This is a genomic window from Rhizobium croatiense (genome assembly GCF_019793465.1).
Lineage (GTDB): Bacteria > Pseudomonadota > Alphaproteobacteria > Rhizobiales > Rhizobiaceae > Rhizobium > Rhizobium croatiense.
The window spans coordinates 218,179-234,286 of sequence record NZ_JAILYJ010000001.1 but is presented as its reverse complement, the minus strand read 5'-3'; the positions used below and the strand labels follow the sequence as shown (position 1 = coordinate 234,286).

At 61.7% G+C, this 16,108-nt stretch carries 16 protein-coding genes; 9 read left to right on the top strand and 7 right to left on the bottom strand.

Features of this window, described 5'->3' with window-relative positions; translation table 11 throughout:
- The first annotated feature begins 15 nt into the window (after nt 1-15).
- Complete coding sequence (locus K6M89_RS01065) at nt 16-2,310, top strand: FdhF/YdeP family oxidoreductase (protein WP_222138108.1); 2,295 nt, start codon at nt 16-18, stop codon at nt 2,308-2,310.
- Entirely contained in the window at nt 2,307-2,582 is a 276-nt protein-coding gene (locus K6M89_RS01060) for a hypothetical protein (RefSeq protein WP_222138107.1), read from the top strand. The genes K6M89_RS01065 and K6M89_RS01060 overlap by 4 nt, the downstream gene beginning before the upstream one ends.
- Before the next feature lie 54 nt (nt 2,583-2,636).
- On the opposite strand, the gene K6M89_RS01055 is transcribed toward K6M89_RS01060, so the two are convergent.
- Complete coding sequence (locus K6M89_RS01055; protein WP_246642301.1) at nt 2,637-3,575, bottom strand: AraC family transcriptional regulator; 939 nt, start codon at nt 3,573-3,575, stop codon at nt 2,637-2,639.
- Between K6M89_RS01055 and K6M89_RS01050 the strand changes: the two genes are divergently transcribed.
- Nucleotides 3,504-4,043: a hypothetical protein gene (locus tag K6M89_RS01050; RefSeq protein ID WP_246642312.1), complete on the top strand. Its 540-nt coding sequence runs from the start codon at nt 3,504-3,506 to the stop codon at nt 4,041-4,043. The two genes, K6M89_RS01055 and K6M89_RS01050, sit on opposite strands and share 72 nt — an antisense overlap.
- A 382-nt stretch (nt 4,044-4,425) precedes the next feature.
- Here the strand turns inward: K6M89_RS01050 and K6M89_RS01045 are convergent, their stop codons facing one another.
- From K6M89_RS01045 to K6M89_RS01020, 6 genes are all read right to left on the bottom strand, one after another.
- Complete coding sequence (locus tag K6M89_RS01045; RefSeq protein WP_246642270.1) at nt 4,426-4,650, bottom strand: hypothetical protein; 225 nt, start codon at nt 4,648-4,650, stop codon at nt 4,426-4,428.
- Between the two features lie 328 nt (nt 4,651-4,978).
- Entirely contained in the window at nt 4,979-6,055 is a 1,077-nt protein-coding gene (locus tag K6M89_RS01040; RefSeq protein ID WP_097581072.1) for a quaternary amine ABC transporter ATP-binding protein, read from the bottom strand.
- Nucleotides 6,048-6,935 (bottom strand): ABC transporter permease, encoded by an 888-nt coding sequence (locus tag K6M89_RS01035; protein ID WP_222138105.1) that lies wholly within the window; start codon nt 6,933-6,935, stop codon nt 6,048-6,050. Before K6M89_RS01035 ends, K6M89_RS01040 begins: the two co-directional genes overlap by 8 nt.
- 94 nt (nt 6,936-7,029) lie before the next feature.
- Entirely contained in the window at nt 7,030-8,031 is a 1,002-nt protein-coding gene (locus tag K6M89_RS01030) for an ABC transporter substrate-binding protein (RefSeq protein ID WP_222138104.1), read from the bottom strand.
- Nucleotides 8,032-8,099: 68 nt separating this feature from the next.
- On the bottom strand, nt 8,100-8,894 hold the full coding sequence (locus tag K6M89_RS01025; protein WP_222138103.1) for a pyrroline-5-carboxylate reductase family protein: 795 nt from the start codon (nt 8,892-8,894) through the stop codon (nt 8,100-8,102).
- A gap of 11 nt (nt 8,895-8,905) precedes the next feature.
- Nucleotides 8,906-9,535 carry a TetR/AcrR family transcriptional regulator gene (locus K6M89_RS01020; RefSeq protein ID WP_222138102.1) on the bottom strand — a complete coding sequence of 210 codons (630 nt, stop codon included), beginning with the start codon at nt 9,533-9,535 and terminating at the stop codon, nt 8,906-8,908.
- Nucleotides 9,536-9,680: 145 nt separating this feature from the next.
- On the opposite strand from K6M89_RS01020, the gene K6M89_RS01015 reads away from it, so the two are divergent.
- The 6 genes from K6M89_RS01015 (at nt 9,681) to K6M89_RS00990 (ending at nt 16,105) form a co-directional block, all read left to right on the top strand.
- Complete coding sequence (locus K6M89_RS01015) at nt 9,681-11,717, top strand: oxidoreductase (protein WP_222138101.1); 2,037 nt, start codon at nt 9,681-9,683, stop codon at nt 11,715-11,717.
- Nucleotides 11,718-11,777: 60 nt separating this feature from the next.
- Nucleotides 11,778-12,383: a dimethylsulfoniopropionate lyase gene (locus K6M89_RS01010; protein WP_222138100.1), complete on the top strand. Its 606-nt coding sequence runs from the start codon at nt 11,778-11,780 to the stop codon at nt 12,381-12,383.
- Between the two features lie 94 nt (nt 12,384-12,477).
- Nucleotides 12,478-13,227, top strand: coding sequence for an electron transfer flavoprotein subunit beta/FixA family protein (locus K6M89_RS01005; protein ID WP_222138099.1), 750 nt, complete (start codon nt 12,478-12,480; stop codon nt 13,225-13,227).
- Nucleotides 13,228-13,250: 23 nt separating this feature from the next.
- The gene (locus tag K6M89_RS01000) at nt 13,251-14,180 is read left to right on the top strand and encodes an electron transfer flavoprotein subunit alpha/FixB family protein (protein WP_222138098.1); all 930 of its coding nucleotides are present in this window, start codon (nt 13,251-13,253) and stop codon (nt 14,178-14,180) included.
- A gap of 14 nt (nt 14,181-14,194) precedes the next feature.
- On the top strand, nt 14,195-14,887 hold the full coding sequence (locus tag K6M89_RS00995) for a dimethylsulfonioproprionate lyase family protein (RefSeq protein WP_222138097.1): 693 nt from the start codon (nt 14,195-14,197) through the stop codon (nt 14,885-14,887).
- 90 nt (nt 14,888-14,977) lie between these two features.
- Nucleotides 14,978-16,105: an S-(hydroxymethyl)glutathione dehydrogenase/class III alcohol dehydrogenase gene (locus tag K6M89_RS00990; RefSeq protein ID WP_222138096.1), complete on the top strand. Its 1,128-nt coding sequence runs from the start codon at nt 14,978-14,980 to the stop codon at nt 16,103-16,105.
- The last annotated feature ends 3 nt before the right edge of the window (nt 16,106-16,108 follow it).

Sequence of the window (16,108 nt, the reverse complement as noted above, 5' to 3'; positions counted from 1 at the left end):
ACAATACACGGGCGCATGGACACAAAATTCATTGGGAAGAAATCGGCGGCGGCCGGAGGCTGGGGCGCTTTGAAGAGTTGCGGCAAGCAGTTGCTTCAAAGCGGGATGCCGATCGCCGGGGCGCGAACGATGCTAAGGGCAAACCAGGCGGATGGGTTCGACTGCCCGGGCTGCGCCTGGGGCGACCCGGAACACGGATCGTCGTTCGAGTTCTGCGAGAACGGGGTCAAGGCCGTCGCCTGGGAGGCGACGGAGAAGCGGGCAACGCCGGCCTTTTTCGCGGAAAGAACGGTATCGCAGCTTCGCCGGCTGTCGGATTACGAGCTTGAGCTCAACGGCCGCCTTACCCACCCCATGCGATACGATGCGATAAGCGACCGCTACCTGCCGGTGGCGTGGGAGGATGCCTTTGCCGAGATCGGCAGCATCCTCAAGGGCCTCGATAATCCCGATCGTGCGGAGTTCTATACGTCCGGCCGGGCCAGCAACGAGGCCGCCTTCCTCTATCAGCTGTTCGTACGCGTCTACGGCACCAATAATTTTCCCGATTGCTCCAACATGTGCCACGAGGCCAGCGGCATCGCCATGCGCCAGGCGGTCGGCGTCGGCAAGGGCACCGTTCTGCTGGAGGATTTCGAAGAGGCCGACGCGATCTTCGTGATCGGGCAGAACCCAGGCACCAACCATCCGAGAATGCTCGGCGATCTGCGCCGGGCGGCACTTCGCGGCGCGCGCATCGTCGTCTTCAATCCGATCCGCGAGCGCGGCCTGGAGCGCTTCTCCGATCCGCAGGACAAGATCGAAATGCTCCGGGGCGCTTCGACCGATATCGCCAGCCATTATCTCCAGCCGCAACTCGGCGGCGACATGGCTGCGGTGCGCGGAATGGCAAAGGCCGTGCTGGCTGCGGAAGACGCAGCCGTCGCCGCGGGTCTGCCGCCGGTTCTCGACCATGCGTTTCTTGTCGAACACTGCGCCGGTTTTGCCGAATACCGCGCAGCTGTGGAGGCGACGAATTGGGCCGACATCGAAGACCAGTCGGGGTTGAGCCGAGAGGAGATCGAACGGGCCGCCGATGTCTATATCGCTGCCGAACGGGTCATCTGCACTTGGGCGATGGGCGTGACGCAGCATCTGCATTCGGTGGCGACGATCAGAGAGATTGCCAACTTCATGTTCCTGCGCGGCAATATCGGCCGGCCCGGCGCCGGCCTCTGCCCGGTGCGCGGCCATTCCAACGTGCAGGGCGACCGAACCGTCGGCATCAACGAACAGCCGTCGGACGATTTCCTCGATGCGCTGGAGACGCATTTCCGCTTCACCGTTCCGCGCCAGCACGGCCACAATGTGCTCGGCGCGATCGGCGCGATGCTCGACGGCTCGGCCGAGGCCTTCATCGGGCTTGGCGGCAACTTCGCCCGCGCCACGCCCGACAGCGCACTCGTCGAGAAAGCGCTTCGGCGGCTGAAACTGGCGGTGCATATCGCAACCAAGCCGAACCATTCGCATCTGATGCCTGGCGAGACGGCCTTTATCCTGCCGTGCCTCGGACGGACCGAGATGGACCTCAACGCCGCCGGCAATTCCCAGCTCGTCAGCGTCGAGGATTCGATGAGCATGGTGCATGGTTCCGCCGGCATCAATCGTCCGGCCTCACCGCATCTCCTCTCGGAAGTCGCCATCATCGCCGGCATTGCCCAAGCGACGGTCGGCTCTTCCGTGGTCGACTGGGCGGTACTTGCCGAGGACTACGATCGCATCCGCGATCATATCGAGGCGACCATTCCCGGCTTCGAACACTACAATGCGCGCCTGCGCAAGCCGCGCGGTTTCCACCTGCGCAATGCCGCCGCCCATCGGGACTGGCAGACGTCCACAGGCAAAGCGTCATTCTCCTCCCAGGCGCTTCCCGAACAGACGGTGCATCAGCGGGCGCGAAAAGGCGAGGGACGCTTCGCCCTGCAGACGTTCCGCTCGCACGACCAATACAACACCACGGTCTACGGCCTCGACGACCGATACCGCGGCGTCTACGGAGAGCGGCAGGTCATCTTCATTCATCCGGAGGACTTGAAGGCGATGAATGCCGAGGCCGGCGACCGCGTCGATGTGGTTGGCGAGCATGATGACGGCATCGAGCGCGTCGCACGGGATTTCCGCTTCGTGCCCTACGACATTCCGCGGGGCAGCATCGCCGGCTATTATCCCGAGCTGAACGTGCTCGTGCCGCTTGGCAGCGCCGGCGAGGAAAGCGATACGCCGACCTCGAAATCGATCATGGTTTCCTTCCGTCGGCGACATGCCGCGTGAGCGAAGAGGCATCCGACGCTCGCCGATTTCTCGCCCTTGTCGCTGCAGCGCAAGACAGGGATGCCGGGCTGACGTCGATACAGGCCGGCCTGCTCGTCGCTGCGGAACTCATGATCGCATCTGACAGCCGCTCTTTCGCACGCACTCTGGGGATCGCGCATGCGCTCGTGCTGCGGGAACTCAACGCGCTCGCCGAGCGTGATGACACGCTTGAGATCGTCAAGCGGGATCCGAGGACGATGCGAGCGTTCTACAGATTGGCGAAGTCCTGAAGCAGGTCGCGCAATATGTTGCAGCGCGTTGCGATGTCGGCGATACCGGCCGGCTTATCGACGGCTCACGCGCTTCCTCGTGTCTGAGGGGTATTCCCCATAGGTCGTTTTATAGACCGCGGAAAAGCGGCCGAAATGAAAGAAGCCCCATTTGAGGCAGACGGCCTTCATCGTCTCCTTGCTTTCCGGGTCGAGCAGATCCTGGCGCGCCGCGCGCAGGCGAAGCATCAGCAGATAGGCGGCGGGAGACGTTCCCTTGAAGGCGCGGAAACCGGTTTCGAGCGCCCTGCTCGAGACGCCGGCCGCTTCGGCAACCTTCGGCATGGTGATAGGCTGATCGATATTGGCCTGCATGAACTCGATAGCCCTGCGCACATGCCTCGGGGCGATCAGGGCCGGCCCCTTGTCGAGGAAATGCGATAGCCGGTGCGGCACCATGCGCACGACCAGATCGGCCAGCGCCTGCGTCATGTGCGCCATGGCGATCGGCGACTGCAGCAAGGGGCCGTCGTCGCGCATTCCCGATATGATCGTTTCGGTGAGATTGCCGATCGTCCGGCCAACCGGCGTCGATAGATCCAGTTCCGGCAGCAGGTCGAGCGATCCACTGAACGGCATTTCGAAAGTCTGACCGATTGTCTGGAGGATAACGGGCCAGTTGATCAGCAGTTCGTCGATGACATTCCCCTGCCCATGCATGAGAACGCTATCGGGTTCGAAATTGTTGTAGAGCAGCAATTTCCCTTGCCCGGCCTCGGCCTTGCGCGCGCCATAGGTCACTCCCATGCCGCCGCGGCGCGGGACGACGAGCGACAAATACTCCGCCGTGCTGACGGTCGGCTCGATGTTGAACTGGAACTCGGCCTCATGATAGCCGGTCAGCAGGACCGCGCTGCCCGCCACCGAAAAATCCAATCCCCAATGGAAGTCTTTGGCGCGGCCGACAGGCTCGGCATCAAACGCGCCGAATGCACCGCCGAGCGTTTCCACCATGTTGTCGAAGGACGAACCATGGAATCGGAAGGAGAATGGCTTTGCGCTGTTTTCCGTCATGCTGTTCCCGTCAATTCTCCTGACCGAACACTGCGCAAGGCATGGTTGCACGGCGGTCGAGATGATGTACGTCCCTCTTTCTGGCCGCAGTCGCTGTCATTATCCTTCTCCTCCTCGCTTGGTCAGGGCCTGTTGGATGAAACGAAGTGCGAGGCCTCGGCGCATATTAGCGAAAATGCGGGCTCAGCGCAGCACGTGGCGGCGCAGCGGACAGGCTTCGACCGGATGGGGGCGTCGAAAGGTGTTCGGCCAGGCGAATTCGAGTCGAGACCGAACCTGGCAGGTGCCGGAAAAACGAAGATTTCGAATGTTTTATCGATAATGCCCATCGGTCGGACTTTCCTGGCCGGTCGGCAGGAACTGACAGAGCCGGCAGCACTTGGCAAGCCTTGGCGCAGCTGTTTTTGATGGTTATCCGATGATGAAACGATTAGCCAGCTTGCACAGACGGCGCGCATTAATGCGCCATGCAAAAGTCGCCTGCCGAAGGTTCTAAAGTGGACCGCTCGAGATAGCCTTCGGCAGGCTGACAGGCAGTTGGCATACGCACGGGATGGAGTGCGTATGGATGCAGCCCCTCCCATCATTTGGGGTGATCGATAGAGGGGCTTGGCTTTCAGACCGTAGACCATCATGGCCCCGGTCATCGTTACTTTAGTGTTCCGCTGCCAGGGAGCAATTGTCGCGCGTCGATATTGTCGGTCGATCGGCTTTTCGCGACGCAGTCTGGACTGGTCCTGCGCAAAATGTATAGGCCGGCGCTCCGCTCTCCCGGCTTCGCCGCTGCGCATCAGAGTTCCAATCCGACTCGTCGGCCGTCATAGAATGCATAGGGTGCGTGGCGCGGTACGGCGCAGATCTCCACGGCATCGATACGCTGCAAACGCAATTCCCCGCCCAGCCAAGCGGCCGCGCCGTTGGTGGTGGCGGGCACCAGGCTGTCGCCTTCCTCGAAAAAACGCCCACCGGTATTGTGATCCAGCAAGGTGACGCCATTGCCGTGCCATCCCAGCACGCCGACCTCCAGCAGCCACTTGACTCAGAGCCTCTTCAAGGTGCGGCGAAGCGGTACGTCCGCGGTCGTGCGCTGAAGCTCCTTGCCGATGAAGGCGTCGGGTGAAAGCATCGTCACTAGGCGCCGCCGATGGCGCGTTCGGCATAATAGGCGACGCGCTGGTCACCCGGCACGCCGTCCCTGGCCATGTTTGCCGTATGCGAAGACGATCCGGTTGCGCAAGCTTCGACATCGTAATGTCTCAGACAACCGGCTTGCCGGTTGAGTGGCGCGGCGAGGCACCGAAACTCGGTGTCGCCGGCCAAACTGAAAGAGGCCGCGTGGAGCGTCAGAGCGCGACCGAAAGGGTATTCTCGCGTCGGGCAGCGACCTCCTGCGAATTCACCATTGCGCCGGCGAGCTGACGGAAGGTGACGAGCCCCAGGGTTTCCCCCGACGGCGACACCACCCTGGCATCGTCGTCCGGCGTGGCGGCCAGCATGCGGACGGCCTCTTCGACCGTCGTGCCCGATACGATCGTCAATCCGCCGGGTGCTGCGGAATGCAGCGGCGTCATGACGGCTTCGACATGGACGACCCGTCCCCGGTTCACTTCCTTGACGAAGTTGGCGATGTATTCGTCGGCCGGGCGCAGTACGATGTCCTGGCTCGTGCCCTGCTGGATGACTTCGCCGTCGCGCAGGATGGCGATCTGGTCGCCGAGGCGCAGCGCCTCGTCGAGATCGTGGGTGATGAAGACGATGGTCTTCTTGATTTCCTTCTGGATGTCGAGAAGCACTGACTGCATATCCGTGCGGATCAGTGGATCGAGGGCCGAATAGGCCTCGTCCATCAGAAGCACCGGCGCATCGTTGGCAAGCGCCCGCGCCAGGCCGACACGCTGCTGCATGCCGCCGGAAAGCTGGTTGGGGTAGCGCTGCTCGAAGCCTTTGAGCCCGACTCGCTCCAGCCAGCGCATGGCGATGTCGATGGCTTTCGCCCGCTCCATGCCCTGCACTTCGAGGCCGAAGATGGTGTTGTCGAGGACGTTGCGGTGCGGCAGCAGCGCAAACTTCTGGAAAACCATCGCCGTCTGCTGCCGGCGGAACGTCCGCAATTCGGTCTCGTTCATCTTCACGACGTCGACGCCGTCGACGAGCACTTCGCCGGATGTCGGGTCGATCAGCCGGTTGATATGGCGGATCAGCGTGGATTTGCCCGATCCCGAAAGGCCCATGACGACCTGGATGCAGCCGGAGGGGATCTCGATATTGATGTCCCGCAGCCCGAGCACGTGGCCGTGCTTCTGGTTGAGCTCGGTCTTCGTCAGGCCTTTCTGCACCGCCTCGACATGGGCCGCGGGGTTGGGGCCGAAGATTTTGTAGAGGTGGCGGATCTTGATGCCGCCGAAATGCTGCTCAGCCATGGACGGTCTCCCGATGCTTCTGGAGCCTTTTGCCATATGCCTGGCTGACCCGGTCGAAGATGATGGCGATGCCGACGATGGCAAGGCCGTTGAAAATGCCCAGCGTGAAGTACTGGTTGGCGATCGCTTTCAGCACCGGCTGGCCGAGGCCCTGGACGCCGATCATCGAGGCGATGACCACCATGGCGAGCGCCATCATGATCGTCTGGTTGATGCCGGCCATGATGGTGGGCAGCGCCAGCGGCAGCTGCACCTTGAACAGCTTCTGCGACCGCGAGGTGCCGAAGGCGTCGGCGGCTTCGAGCACGTCCTTGTCGACGAGGCGGATGCCGAGATCGGTCAGGCGGATCATCGGCGGGATGGCGTAGATGACGACGGCGATCAGGCCGGGCACCTTGCCGATGCCGAGCAGCATGACGACCGGAATGAGGTAGACGAAGCTCGGCATGGTCTGCATGACGTCGAGGATCGGATTGACGATGCGCTGCAGCCGGTCGGAACGGGCCATCAGGATGCCCATCGGAATGCCGATGGCGATGGAAAGAACCGTGCAGACGAAGATCATCGAGACCGTCCGCATCGTGTCGTCCCACATGTCGAAATAGCCGATCAGCATCAGCGTCACCAGACAGCCGGCGACAACCTTCAGGCTGCGGCTGCCAAGCCAGGCGATGGTCAGAATGATCGCGGTGATGATCGGCCACGGTGTCTGCGTCATGAAGCGCTCGGCGGCGATAAGGAAATGCTGCAGCGGCACGAACAGGCTTTCGATGCCGTCGCCATAGCTGCGGGTAAATCCGCGAAAGCCGTCATCGATCGCCTTCTTCAGATTGCGAAGCGCGTCATCGTTCATGTGCGGGAATTTGTAAAACCATTCCATCTCGGTTCCCCTTTCGTCAAACAGCCGTGGCAGTCTTTTTGTTTTGTCGGCGCGTGAGAAGCGGTGCGCTTTTCGCGCACCGCTATTTTTGGCTTTAGAGAGCAGCTTCGATCTTCGCGGCTGCCTCCGGCGAGACCCACTTGGTCCAGATGTCTTTGTTTTCTTTCAGGAAGTGCTTGGCACCGTCTTCGCCGGTCGCCTGGTTGTCGGTCATCCATGCCATCAGCTTGTTGACCGTGTCGTTCGACCAGGAGCGCTTCGTCAGATAGTCCATGACTTCGGGGCCAGCCTTTTCCGAGAAGGGCTTGGCGACCAGCGTCACGATCTTGTCGACCGGCCATGCATTCGGCTTCGGATCAGGGCAATCGGCGACGGTGTTGCAACGCTTCCATTCGGCGGCGTCGTTCGGCACGCCGGCTTCGAGCTTGACCATCTGATACTTGCCGAGCAAAGCCGTCGGAGCCCAGTAATAGCCGACCCAGCCTTCCTTACGTTCGTAGGCTTTGGAGATCGAGCCATCAAGCCCGGCGGCCGAACCGGTATCGACGAGGGTAAAGCCCGCCTTGTCAGCCTCAAACGCCTTGAAGAGCTGCGTGGTCACCACGGTGCCGCCCCAGCCCTGTGGCCCGTTGAAGATAGCGCCCTTCTTCGGGTCTTCCGGATCGGGGAAGAGTTCAGGATGCTTCAGCACGTCGCCGATGGTCTTGATGTCGGGATGGGCGTCGGCGAGATATTTGGGAATCCACCAGCCCTGCACGCCGCCGTCGGGCAGCGGCGAACCGACCTGAATGATGCGGCCTTCGTCCGTACCCTTCTTGACGACGTCGGGCAGCAGGTCGATCCAGGCTTCCGGCGCGATGTCCGGCTGGCCCTTTTCGGCCATGGAGGTGATCGTCGGGACGGTGTCGCCGACGGTGATATCGGCGCTGCAGCCGTAACCTTCGTTCAGAATGAACTTGTCCAGGTTGGAGAGAACTTCGGCGCTCTGCCAGTTCATGCTGGCGATGGTGACGCTGCCGCACTCGGCGGCGCTGGCGTAGGACGCGCCGCCGAGCAGGCCGAACGTCAAACATGTCGATGCGAGTAGTTTCTTCATTTTCGTTCCCTCTATTTAGCGGCCAATACTACCGAGCGGGGTGCCGCAGTACCCACCCTCAACGGTTGTCAGGAAGCGTCTCCCATACTCACCGATTTCTTGAATGCTGCCGATAGTCCGTCTGCCACCGCAGCATCGAACCCGGCGGCGCGCATGCCTTCGATGGCTGCCGCCGTCGTGCCGCGATAGTCGAGAAAGATTTGAACGACGTCTTCGGGACATTCGCTGCGGCGCTCCAGCAGCCGACCGGCGCCCGCGACCACCGTGTTGACCGCGCGGCGCGCAACCTCGACCGGCAGGCCATGGGCGATGGCGTCGCTCATCATGGCAGCGGCGAGCAGCGCCGGAAACGCCGGGCCGGAGCCCGAAAGGCCGGTGAGGTAGTCGATGTCGCTTTCGGTTGCGACCTCGTCCTGAGATCCGCAGCTCTCGAATATGGCGCGGACCGTGGCACGGTCATCCTCCGTGATGCCGCTCGTGCCGATCCAAGGCGTATAGGATTTCGCAACTTCGGCAGCGGCATTCGGCAGGGCGCGGACGACGCGGCCGGTCTTGTGCCGCTCCGAAAGGGCTGCGAGGCGAATGCCGGCCATGACCGAAATAACGAGCTTGTCGGAAGCATCGAGGGCGAACGGATGCCAGTCATCGGGGCGGATGGAGAGAAGAATCACATCCGAGCGGTCGGCAAGTTCCTGACTGTCGGTGGTCCAGAAGGAGTTCGGGAAACGGTCGGGCTGCCGGCTGCGATAGGAGAGGCAGAGATTTCGAGGGTCGACCAGGCCGGAATCGAGGATCGAGCCGGCAATGGCCCCGCCGAGCCAGCCACCACCGCCAATAATACCGATCCTCAAGGAAACGCTCATTTCGGCTTCCCTCATCCGGGCCTATAGCCATGCCGCGCGAAGAAGCGATCGAGCTCCCTCTGCTGCGGCACTTCGCCCGTGTAGATCGCAATATATTCCGGAATCCGTTTCATGCGGATGGCGAGTTCCTCCTTCGACTGCATGGAGATATAGCCGATCTGAACGAGATAAGTTGTCCGCGCTCTGACATCTGATGTCGTTTCTGGTACCCCGAACCGCATAAACATTCGTTTAAGCGCCTCCAGCCGGATCTGATCGGCCTTGTGGACCTCGGCCAGAAGCTCGTCCGACTGCAGCGCCCAGCTGCGCACGGCAAATTCGAACTTGGCGTCGAAGAGTTCGGTGTCCAGCCAGCAATCGAAAACGTTGAGCATCGCTTCGGCGAGCGACTCCGCATAGGCTTCGGACTGCTTGACGATATTGCCGGTGTTTTTATCGCGCCAACGCGCAACCAGCGCGCTCAACAGTTCCTCCCGATCCTTGAAAAACCAGTAGAAGCTCGTTCGCGAGAGATTGAGCTTCTTTGCGAGCGGCAGAATTTTCACCGAATCCACGCCGGATTCCAGCAGTGACTGGTAGGCTGCTTCCAGCCAACCCTCCTGCGATCCGCGCCAGCCGGTGTCGTTCAAAGCCTGGTCCATGCATCATCTCCTATCAACTTCCGCGGCTTGGTACAAGAAAAATGTACATTAGTGTCAAAAATAATGACCTTCCTGTTTTCAATATTGACACATATGTACATTGCCCTTAGCGTTTGCTTCGATGTTTAATCCGGAACCACGGCCCATGTCGAACGATCCTCTTCTTCAGCCTTACCAGCTCAAGCATTTGACGCTGCGTAACCGTATCATCGTAACCTCGCACGAGCCGGCCTATCCCGAGGACGGCATGCCGAAGGAGAGGTATCGGGCCTATACGGTGGAGCGGGCAAAAGGCGGGGTGGCCTTGACAATGACTGCAGGCTCAGCCGCGGTTTCCAGGGATAGTCCGCCTGTTTTCAACAACCTGCTGGTCTATAAGGACGAGATCGTACCCTGGATCAGGGAAATGACGGACGCCGTCCACGAAGAGGGTGCGGCGATCATGATCCAGCTCACCCATCTCGGCCGCCGCACGCGCTGGGACAAGGGCGACTGGCTGCCGGTCGTGGCGCCGTCGCATCATCGCGAGGCCTCCCATCGCGCCTTCCCGAAGAAGGTGGAAGACTGGGACATCGAGCGCATCATCAAGGATTTCGCCGATGCGGCCGAGCGCATGAAGGCGGGCGGCATGGACGGTGTCGAACTCGAGGCCTACGGCCACCTGATCGACCAGTTCGTGTCTCCGCTCACCAATGAGCTCGACGGCCCCTATGGCGGTTCGCTCGACAACCGTCTGCGCTTCTGTTTCGACGTGTTCAAGGCGATCCGGAAAAGGGTGGGCGAGGATTTCATTCTCGGCCTGCGCTATACTGCCGACGAATGTCTTCCCGGCGGCACGGGCAAGGCCGAAGGCATCGAAATCTCCAAGCGACTGAAGGAGAGCGGCCTCATCGATTACCTGAACGTGATCCGGGGCCACATCGATACCGACGCCGGTCTGACAGACGTGATCCCGATCCAGGGAATGGCGAATTCCCCGCACCTCGATTTCGCCGGCGAAATTCGTGCCGCGACCAATTTTCCGACCTTTCATGCTGCGAAAATTCCGGATGTCGCCACGGCGCGCCACGCGATCGCGGCCGGCAAGGTCGACATGGTCGGTATGACCCGCGCCCACATGACCGACCCGCATATCGTTCGCAAGATCATCGAAAAGCGGGAAGAAGAAATTCGGCCCTGCGTCGGCGCGAATTACTGTCTCGACCGCATCTACCAGGGCGGGGCCGCCTACTGCATCCACAATGCCGCCACCGGCCGCGAACTGACCATGCCGCATATCCTGGCGAAGGCCGATGTGAAGAAGAAGGTCGTTATCGTCGGCGCCGGCCCAGCCGGTCTTGAGGCGGCGCGGGTCGCCGGGGAGCGCGGCCACAAGGTCGTCGTTTTCGAAGCGGCGAACAATCCCGGCGGCCAGATCCGTCTCACCGCCCAAAGCGAACGCCGCAGGGAGATGATCAGCATCATCGACTGGCGCATGAGCCAGTGCGAGAAATACGACGTGACCTTCCACTTCAACACCTGGGCGGAAGCCGACACGATCGAAGCCGAAAACCCCGATGTCGTCATTATCGCGACCGGCGGCCTGCCGCATACCGAAGTTCTTTCGAGAGGCAATGAGTTGGTGGTCTCCTCATGGGACATCATCTCCGGCGACGTGAAGCCTGGCACCAACGTCCTGATTTTCGACGATGCCGGCGACCATGCCGGCCTTCAGGCGGCGGAATTTCTCGCCAAGGCGGGCGCCAAGGTCGAGATCATGACGCCCGACCGGTCCTTTGCGCCGGAGGTCATGGCGATGAACCTCGTGCCCTATATGCGCTCGCTTCAGAAGCATGACGTGACCTTCACCGTCACCTATCGCCTGGAGGCGGTCGAGAAGAGCGGCAATCAGCTCGTCGCCCATGTCGGCAGCGATTACGGCGGGATCGCCAAGCAGAGCAGCTACGACCAGATCGTCGTCAATCACGGGACCATTCCGCTCGATGAGCTCTATTTCGAGCTGAAGCCCAATTCGAGCAACTTCGGCGAGATGTCGCACGACCAGCTTCTGGCCGGCGAACCGCAGTCCGTCGTGCGCAATCCCGAGGGCAAATTCCAGCTATTCCGGATCGGCGACGCTGTCGCTGCGCGCAACACGCATGCCGCCGTCTATGACGGCCTGCGTCTCGCGAAAGATATATGATTGCAGGAGAGGCCACTGGCTGGCCGGGCTAAAATCGTCCTGTTTTAGGGAGGGGATGGCATGAGTTTACGCGGGGAGAGCCTGCAGCTTTTCCTGGACGCAGCGTCTCAGGCTTTCCAGACATTTGCGACAGCCCCGGAGGCCCGGCGCTCGATCCGGCAGTTTCTCGCAAGGCTGGAGCAGCCGGGGACCGCACGGGCGGGGGACGGGAGCCGGTTGCCGGTCTGCGCTCACCTTGATGTGGCGCTCGCGATTGATACCTCCTATGATCCTTCGCTGGGGCGATTGGTCGAGGCGTTCAAAGGTATCGAGCCAATGCTTGAATGGCGTCGGCGCACCAAGTATGGCCACTCGGCCAGCGATAATTTTGCCGATGGGCATGCGAATGCGATGATCATCGGCCCCGGCGGATTGGAGGAGCGGAGCGACCTGTGGCTCGGGGTGACGTTGATGGCGCCGCATGTGCGCTATCCGGATCATGACCATGCGCCGGAGGAGGTCTATCTCGTGCTTTCCGAGGGGGAGTTCAAGCAGGGGGAGGGGAACTGGTTTTCGCCTGGCATCGGCGGATCGTTCTATAATATCCCAGGGATCAAACACGCAATGAGGTCGGTCGACACACCGCTCTTTGCTTTCTGGGCATTGCTTTCTGATCGGCCGCACTAGCGCAAGGCACAGGTCTCACGGTGTCCTCAGCTTGTCTGGCAAGACACCGGCGCTGTAAGGGCCTAACATTCGGAATAACAAAGGGGATTTGCAGATGAAGATTCTCGTGCCCGTCAAACGGGTTGTCGACTACAACGTGAAGATCCGAGTGAAGCCGGATGGTTCGGGCGTCGAGCTTGCCAATGTGAAGATGTCAATGAACCCGTTCGACGAGATCTCGGTGGAAGAGGCGCTGCGGCTGAAGGAAGCCGGCAAGGCGGAAGAAGTGGTGGTGGTGTCGATCGGCCCGGCCAAGGCCGAGGAGACGCTGAGGACGGCGCTTGCCATGGGCGCCGACCGGGCGATCCTGGTCGAGACCGACGATCAAGTCGAGCCGCTCGCCGTCGCCAAGATCCTCAAAGCGGTCGCCGATGCCGAGCAGCCGGGGCTGATCATCACCGGCAAGCAGGCGATCGACGACGATTCCAACCAGACCGGCCAGATGCTGGCGGCATTGCTCGGTTCGGCCCAGGCGACCTTCGCCTCGAAGATCGAGATCGGTGACGGCAAGGCTGAGGTCACGCGCGAGGTCGATGGCGGCCTGCAGACGATCGAGATCAAGCTGCCGGCGGTGGTGACCACCGACTTGCGGCTGAACGAGCCGCGTTATGCCTCGCTGCCGAACATCATGAAGGCGAAGAAGAAGCCGCTCGACAAGAAGAGCCCGGCCGATTTCGGCGTCGATACGACGCCGCGGCTGAAGGTGTTGAAGACCGAGGAGCCGTCCGGCCGCAAGGCCGGCGTCAAGGTCAAGTCGGTCGCCGAACTCATCGACAAGCTCAAAAACGAAGCCGGCGTGCTGTAAGCCAGGAAAGAGAGAACACCATCATGACCATTCTTCTTCTGGCCGACCATGACGGCAATCACCTCTCCGACCAGACCGCCAAGGTGCTGACGGCAGCAAACCAGATCGGCTCCGACGTGCACATCCTCGTCGCCGGCAAGGCCGCCAAGGCTGCGGCCGATCAGGCCGCCAAGCTTTCCGGTGTGACCAAGGTGCTGCTCGCCGAAAGCGACGCGCTTGCCAACAATCTCGCCGAACCGCTGGCCGATCTGATCGTCTCACTGGCAGGCAGCTACGACACGATCCTTTCTGCCGCCACCTCGGTCGGCAAGACGGTGCTGCCGCGCGTCGCTGCCCTGCTCGATGTCGCCCAGGTCTCGGAGATCATCGAGGTCGTCAGCCCCGACACCTTCAAGCGGCCGATCTATGCCGGCAATGCCATTCAGACGGTGCAGGCAAGCGATGCCAAGAAGGTCATCACCGTGCGCACCGCCTCATTTGCTTCCGCCGCGGAAGGTGGTTCGGCAACGGTGGAGGCGATCGCAGCGATCTCCGATCCGGGTCTGTCGCGCTTCGTCAAGGACGCGTTGTCGGCCTCCGACCGTCCGGAGCTGACCTCGGCGAAGATCATCATCTCCGGCGGCCGCGCGCTCGGCTCGGCCGAGAAGTTCAAGGAGGTCATCCTGCCGGTTGCCGACAAGCTGGGGGCTGCCGTCGGCGCAAGCCGGGCGGCCGTCGATGCCGGTTATGCCCCGAACGACTGGCAGGTCGGTCAGACCGGCAAGGTGGTGGCGCCCGATCTCTATATCGCCGCCGGCATCTCCGGGGCCATCCAGCATCTGGCCGGCATGAAGGACAGTAAGGTGATCGTCGCCATCAACAAGGACGAGGAGGCGCCGATCTTCCAGGTCGCCGACTACGGCCTCGTCGCCGATCTGTTCGACGCCCTGCCGGAATTGGAAAAGGCGCTTTAACGGGGAGATCGAACGTGGTGCGCGTGGTGGGACGTCCAATCAGACCTGGTGCTGACCTTCTCCTGAACGATGACGAAAAGCCGGCTTATATCCGGCTGCACGACATCGGAAGGGAAAGGCGCCCCCAGCCGCTGCAGGAATTTCTCAACGATGTCGGTGGGCTGATGTTGTCGGCCGACGCTCCCGCCGTTGCCAGTTTTGTTGCCGGAAAGGTCCTTCAAAGACTGCTCAAGACAGGCAAGGTGCGCCCGGAGGGAGGTCCTCTTCCCGGGGTGCCCGAAGGGCTGAACGACGCCGTCAGCCATCTGGCGAAATCCGGGCGGAAATACGAGGCAATCGCCGATCAGTTCAACAATCTCGCCGGCAGGCTGCTGTGGAGACGCGGCCGCACTGGCCCGTTTGCAAGCCTGAACTTCGGCAACACGCACTCCCATGCGGTTGTGGTCGGTCCTGGCGGCATGGAAGAGCGCGCCGATCTCCGGGTCGGAGTGATCTACATGGATCGCTACACCCGCTTCCCCGACCATGTTCAGACGCAGCCGCGCGCCTTCATTCTGCTTTCGCCGGGAGAAATCTGCCTTGGCGATTCCCAGTGGTTTTCTGCCGCGACCGGTACGGTCTTCGCGAATGATGCCGGGCAATCCTTCGCGATAAGGTGTACGGCCCAGCCGCTTCTTGCGGTGTGGTGTCAGGTCGAGCCGGGATGAACGAGGTGAGGCCGAAGCGGATCGTTTCGATCTCTCGGTCGTATCTCCGCATATTTAACAACCGAAATTGAATTAACAGGGAGATATCAAATGGATGTTCGCGCCGCCGTAGCCGTTCAGGCCGGAAAACCGCTGGAAGTGATGACCGTGCAGCTGGAGGGGCCGAAGGCCGGCGAAGTGCTGGTCGAGGTCAAGGCGACCGGCATCTGCCACACCGACGATTTCACCCTGTCGGGCGCCGATCCGGAAGGCCTGTTCCCGGCGATTCTCGGCCATGAGGGTGCCGGCATCGTCGTCGATGTCGGCCCCGGTGTCACTTCGGTGAAGAAGGGTGACCACGTCATTCCGCTCTACACGCCGGAATGCCGCGAATGTTATTCCTGCCTGTCGCGCAAGACCAATCTCTGCACCGCCATCCGCTCGACCCAGGGCCAGGGTCTGATGCCGGACGGCACCTCGCGCTTCTCGATCGGCAAGGACAAGATCCATCACTATATGGGCTGCTCGACCTTCGCCAATTTCACCGTGCTGCCGGAGATTGCCCTTGCCAAGGTCAATCCCGACGCGCCCTTCGACAAGATCTGCTACATCGGCTGCGGGGTGACAACCGGCATCGGCGCGGTGATCAACACCGCCAAGGTCGAGATCGGCGCCACCGCCATCGTCTTCGGTCTCGGCGGTATCGGCCTCAACGTGCTGCAGGGCTTAAGGCTTGCCGGCGCCGACATGATCATCGGCGTCGACATCAATCCCGACCGCAAGGCCTGGGGCGAGAAATTCGGCATGACGCATTTCGTCAATCCGAAGGAGGTCGGCGACGACATCGTGCCCTATCTCGTCAACATGACGAAGCGCAATGGCGACCTGATCGGCGGCGCCGACTACACCTTCGACTGCACCGGCAACACCAAGGTGATGCGCCAGGCGCTGGAAGCATCGCACCGCGGCTGGGGCAAGTCGATCATCATCGGCGTTGCCGGCGCCGGCCAGGAGATCTCCACCCGGCCGTTCCAGCTGGTCACCGGCCGCAACTGGATGGGCACCGCCTTCGGCGGCGCGCGCGGCCGCACCGACGTGCCCAAGATTGTCGACTGGTACATGCAGGGCAAGATCCAGATCGACCCGATGATCACCCACACCATGCCGCTCGAAGACATCAACAAGGGCTTCGAGATGATGCACAAGGGTGAAAGCATCCGCGGCGTGGTCGTATACTAAGCC

Coding starts and splice junctions, on each gene's coding strand:
- K6M89_RS01065 (WP_222138108.1), top strand. CDS start 16: ATGGACACAAAATTCATTGGGAAGAAATCGGCGGCGGCCGGAGGCTGG.
- K6M89_RS01050 (WP_246642312.1), top strand. CDS start 3,504: ATGGAAGTCTTTGGCGCGGCCGACAGGCTCGGCATCAAACGCGCCGAA.
- K6M89_RS01055 (WP_246642301.1), bottom strand. CDS start 3,575: ATGGTGGAAACGCTCGGCGGTGCATTCGGCGCGTTTGATGCCGAGCCT.
- K6M89_RS01040 (WP_097581072.1), bottom strand. CDS start 6,055: ATGGCTGAGCAGCATTTCGGCGGCATCAAGATCCGCCACCTCTACAAA.
- K6M89_RS01035 (WP_222138105.1), bottom strand. CDS start 6,935: ATGGAATGGTTTTACAAATTCCCGCACATGAACGATGACGCGCTTCGC.
- K6M89_RS01030 (WP_222138104.1), bottom strand. CDS start 8,031: ATGAAGAAACTACTCGCATCGACATGTTTGACGTTCGGCCTGCTCGGC.
- K6M89_RS01025 (WP_222138103.1), bottom strand. CDS start 8,894: ATGAGCGTTTCCTTGAGGATCGGTATTATTGGCGGTGGTGGCTGGCTC.
- K6M89_RS01020 (WP_222138102.1), bottom strand. CDS start 9,535: ATGGACCAGGCTTTGAACGACACCGGCTGGCGCGGATCGCAGGAGGGT.
- K6M89_RS01015 (WP_222138101.1), top strand. CDS start 9,681: ATGTCGAACGATCCTCTTCTTCAGCCTTACCAGCTCAAGCATTTGACG.
- K6M89_RS01010 (WP_222138100.1), top strand. CDS start 11,778: ATGAGTTTACGCGGGGAGAGCCTGCAGCTTTTCCTGGACGCAGCGTCT.
- K6M89_RS01005 (WP_222138099.1), top strand. CDS start 12,478: ATGAAGATTCTCGTGCCCGTCAAACGGGTTGTCGACTACAACGTGAAG.
- K6M89_RS01000 (WP_222138098.1), top strand. CDS start 13,251: ATGACCATTCTTCTTCTGGCCGACCATGACGGCAATCACCTCTCCGAC.
- K6M89_RS00990 (WP_222138096.1), top strand. CDS start 14,978: ATGGATGTTCGCGCCGCCGTAGCCGTTCAGGCCGGAAAACCGCTGGAA.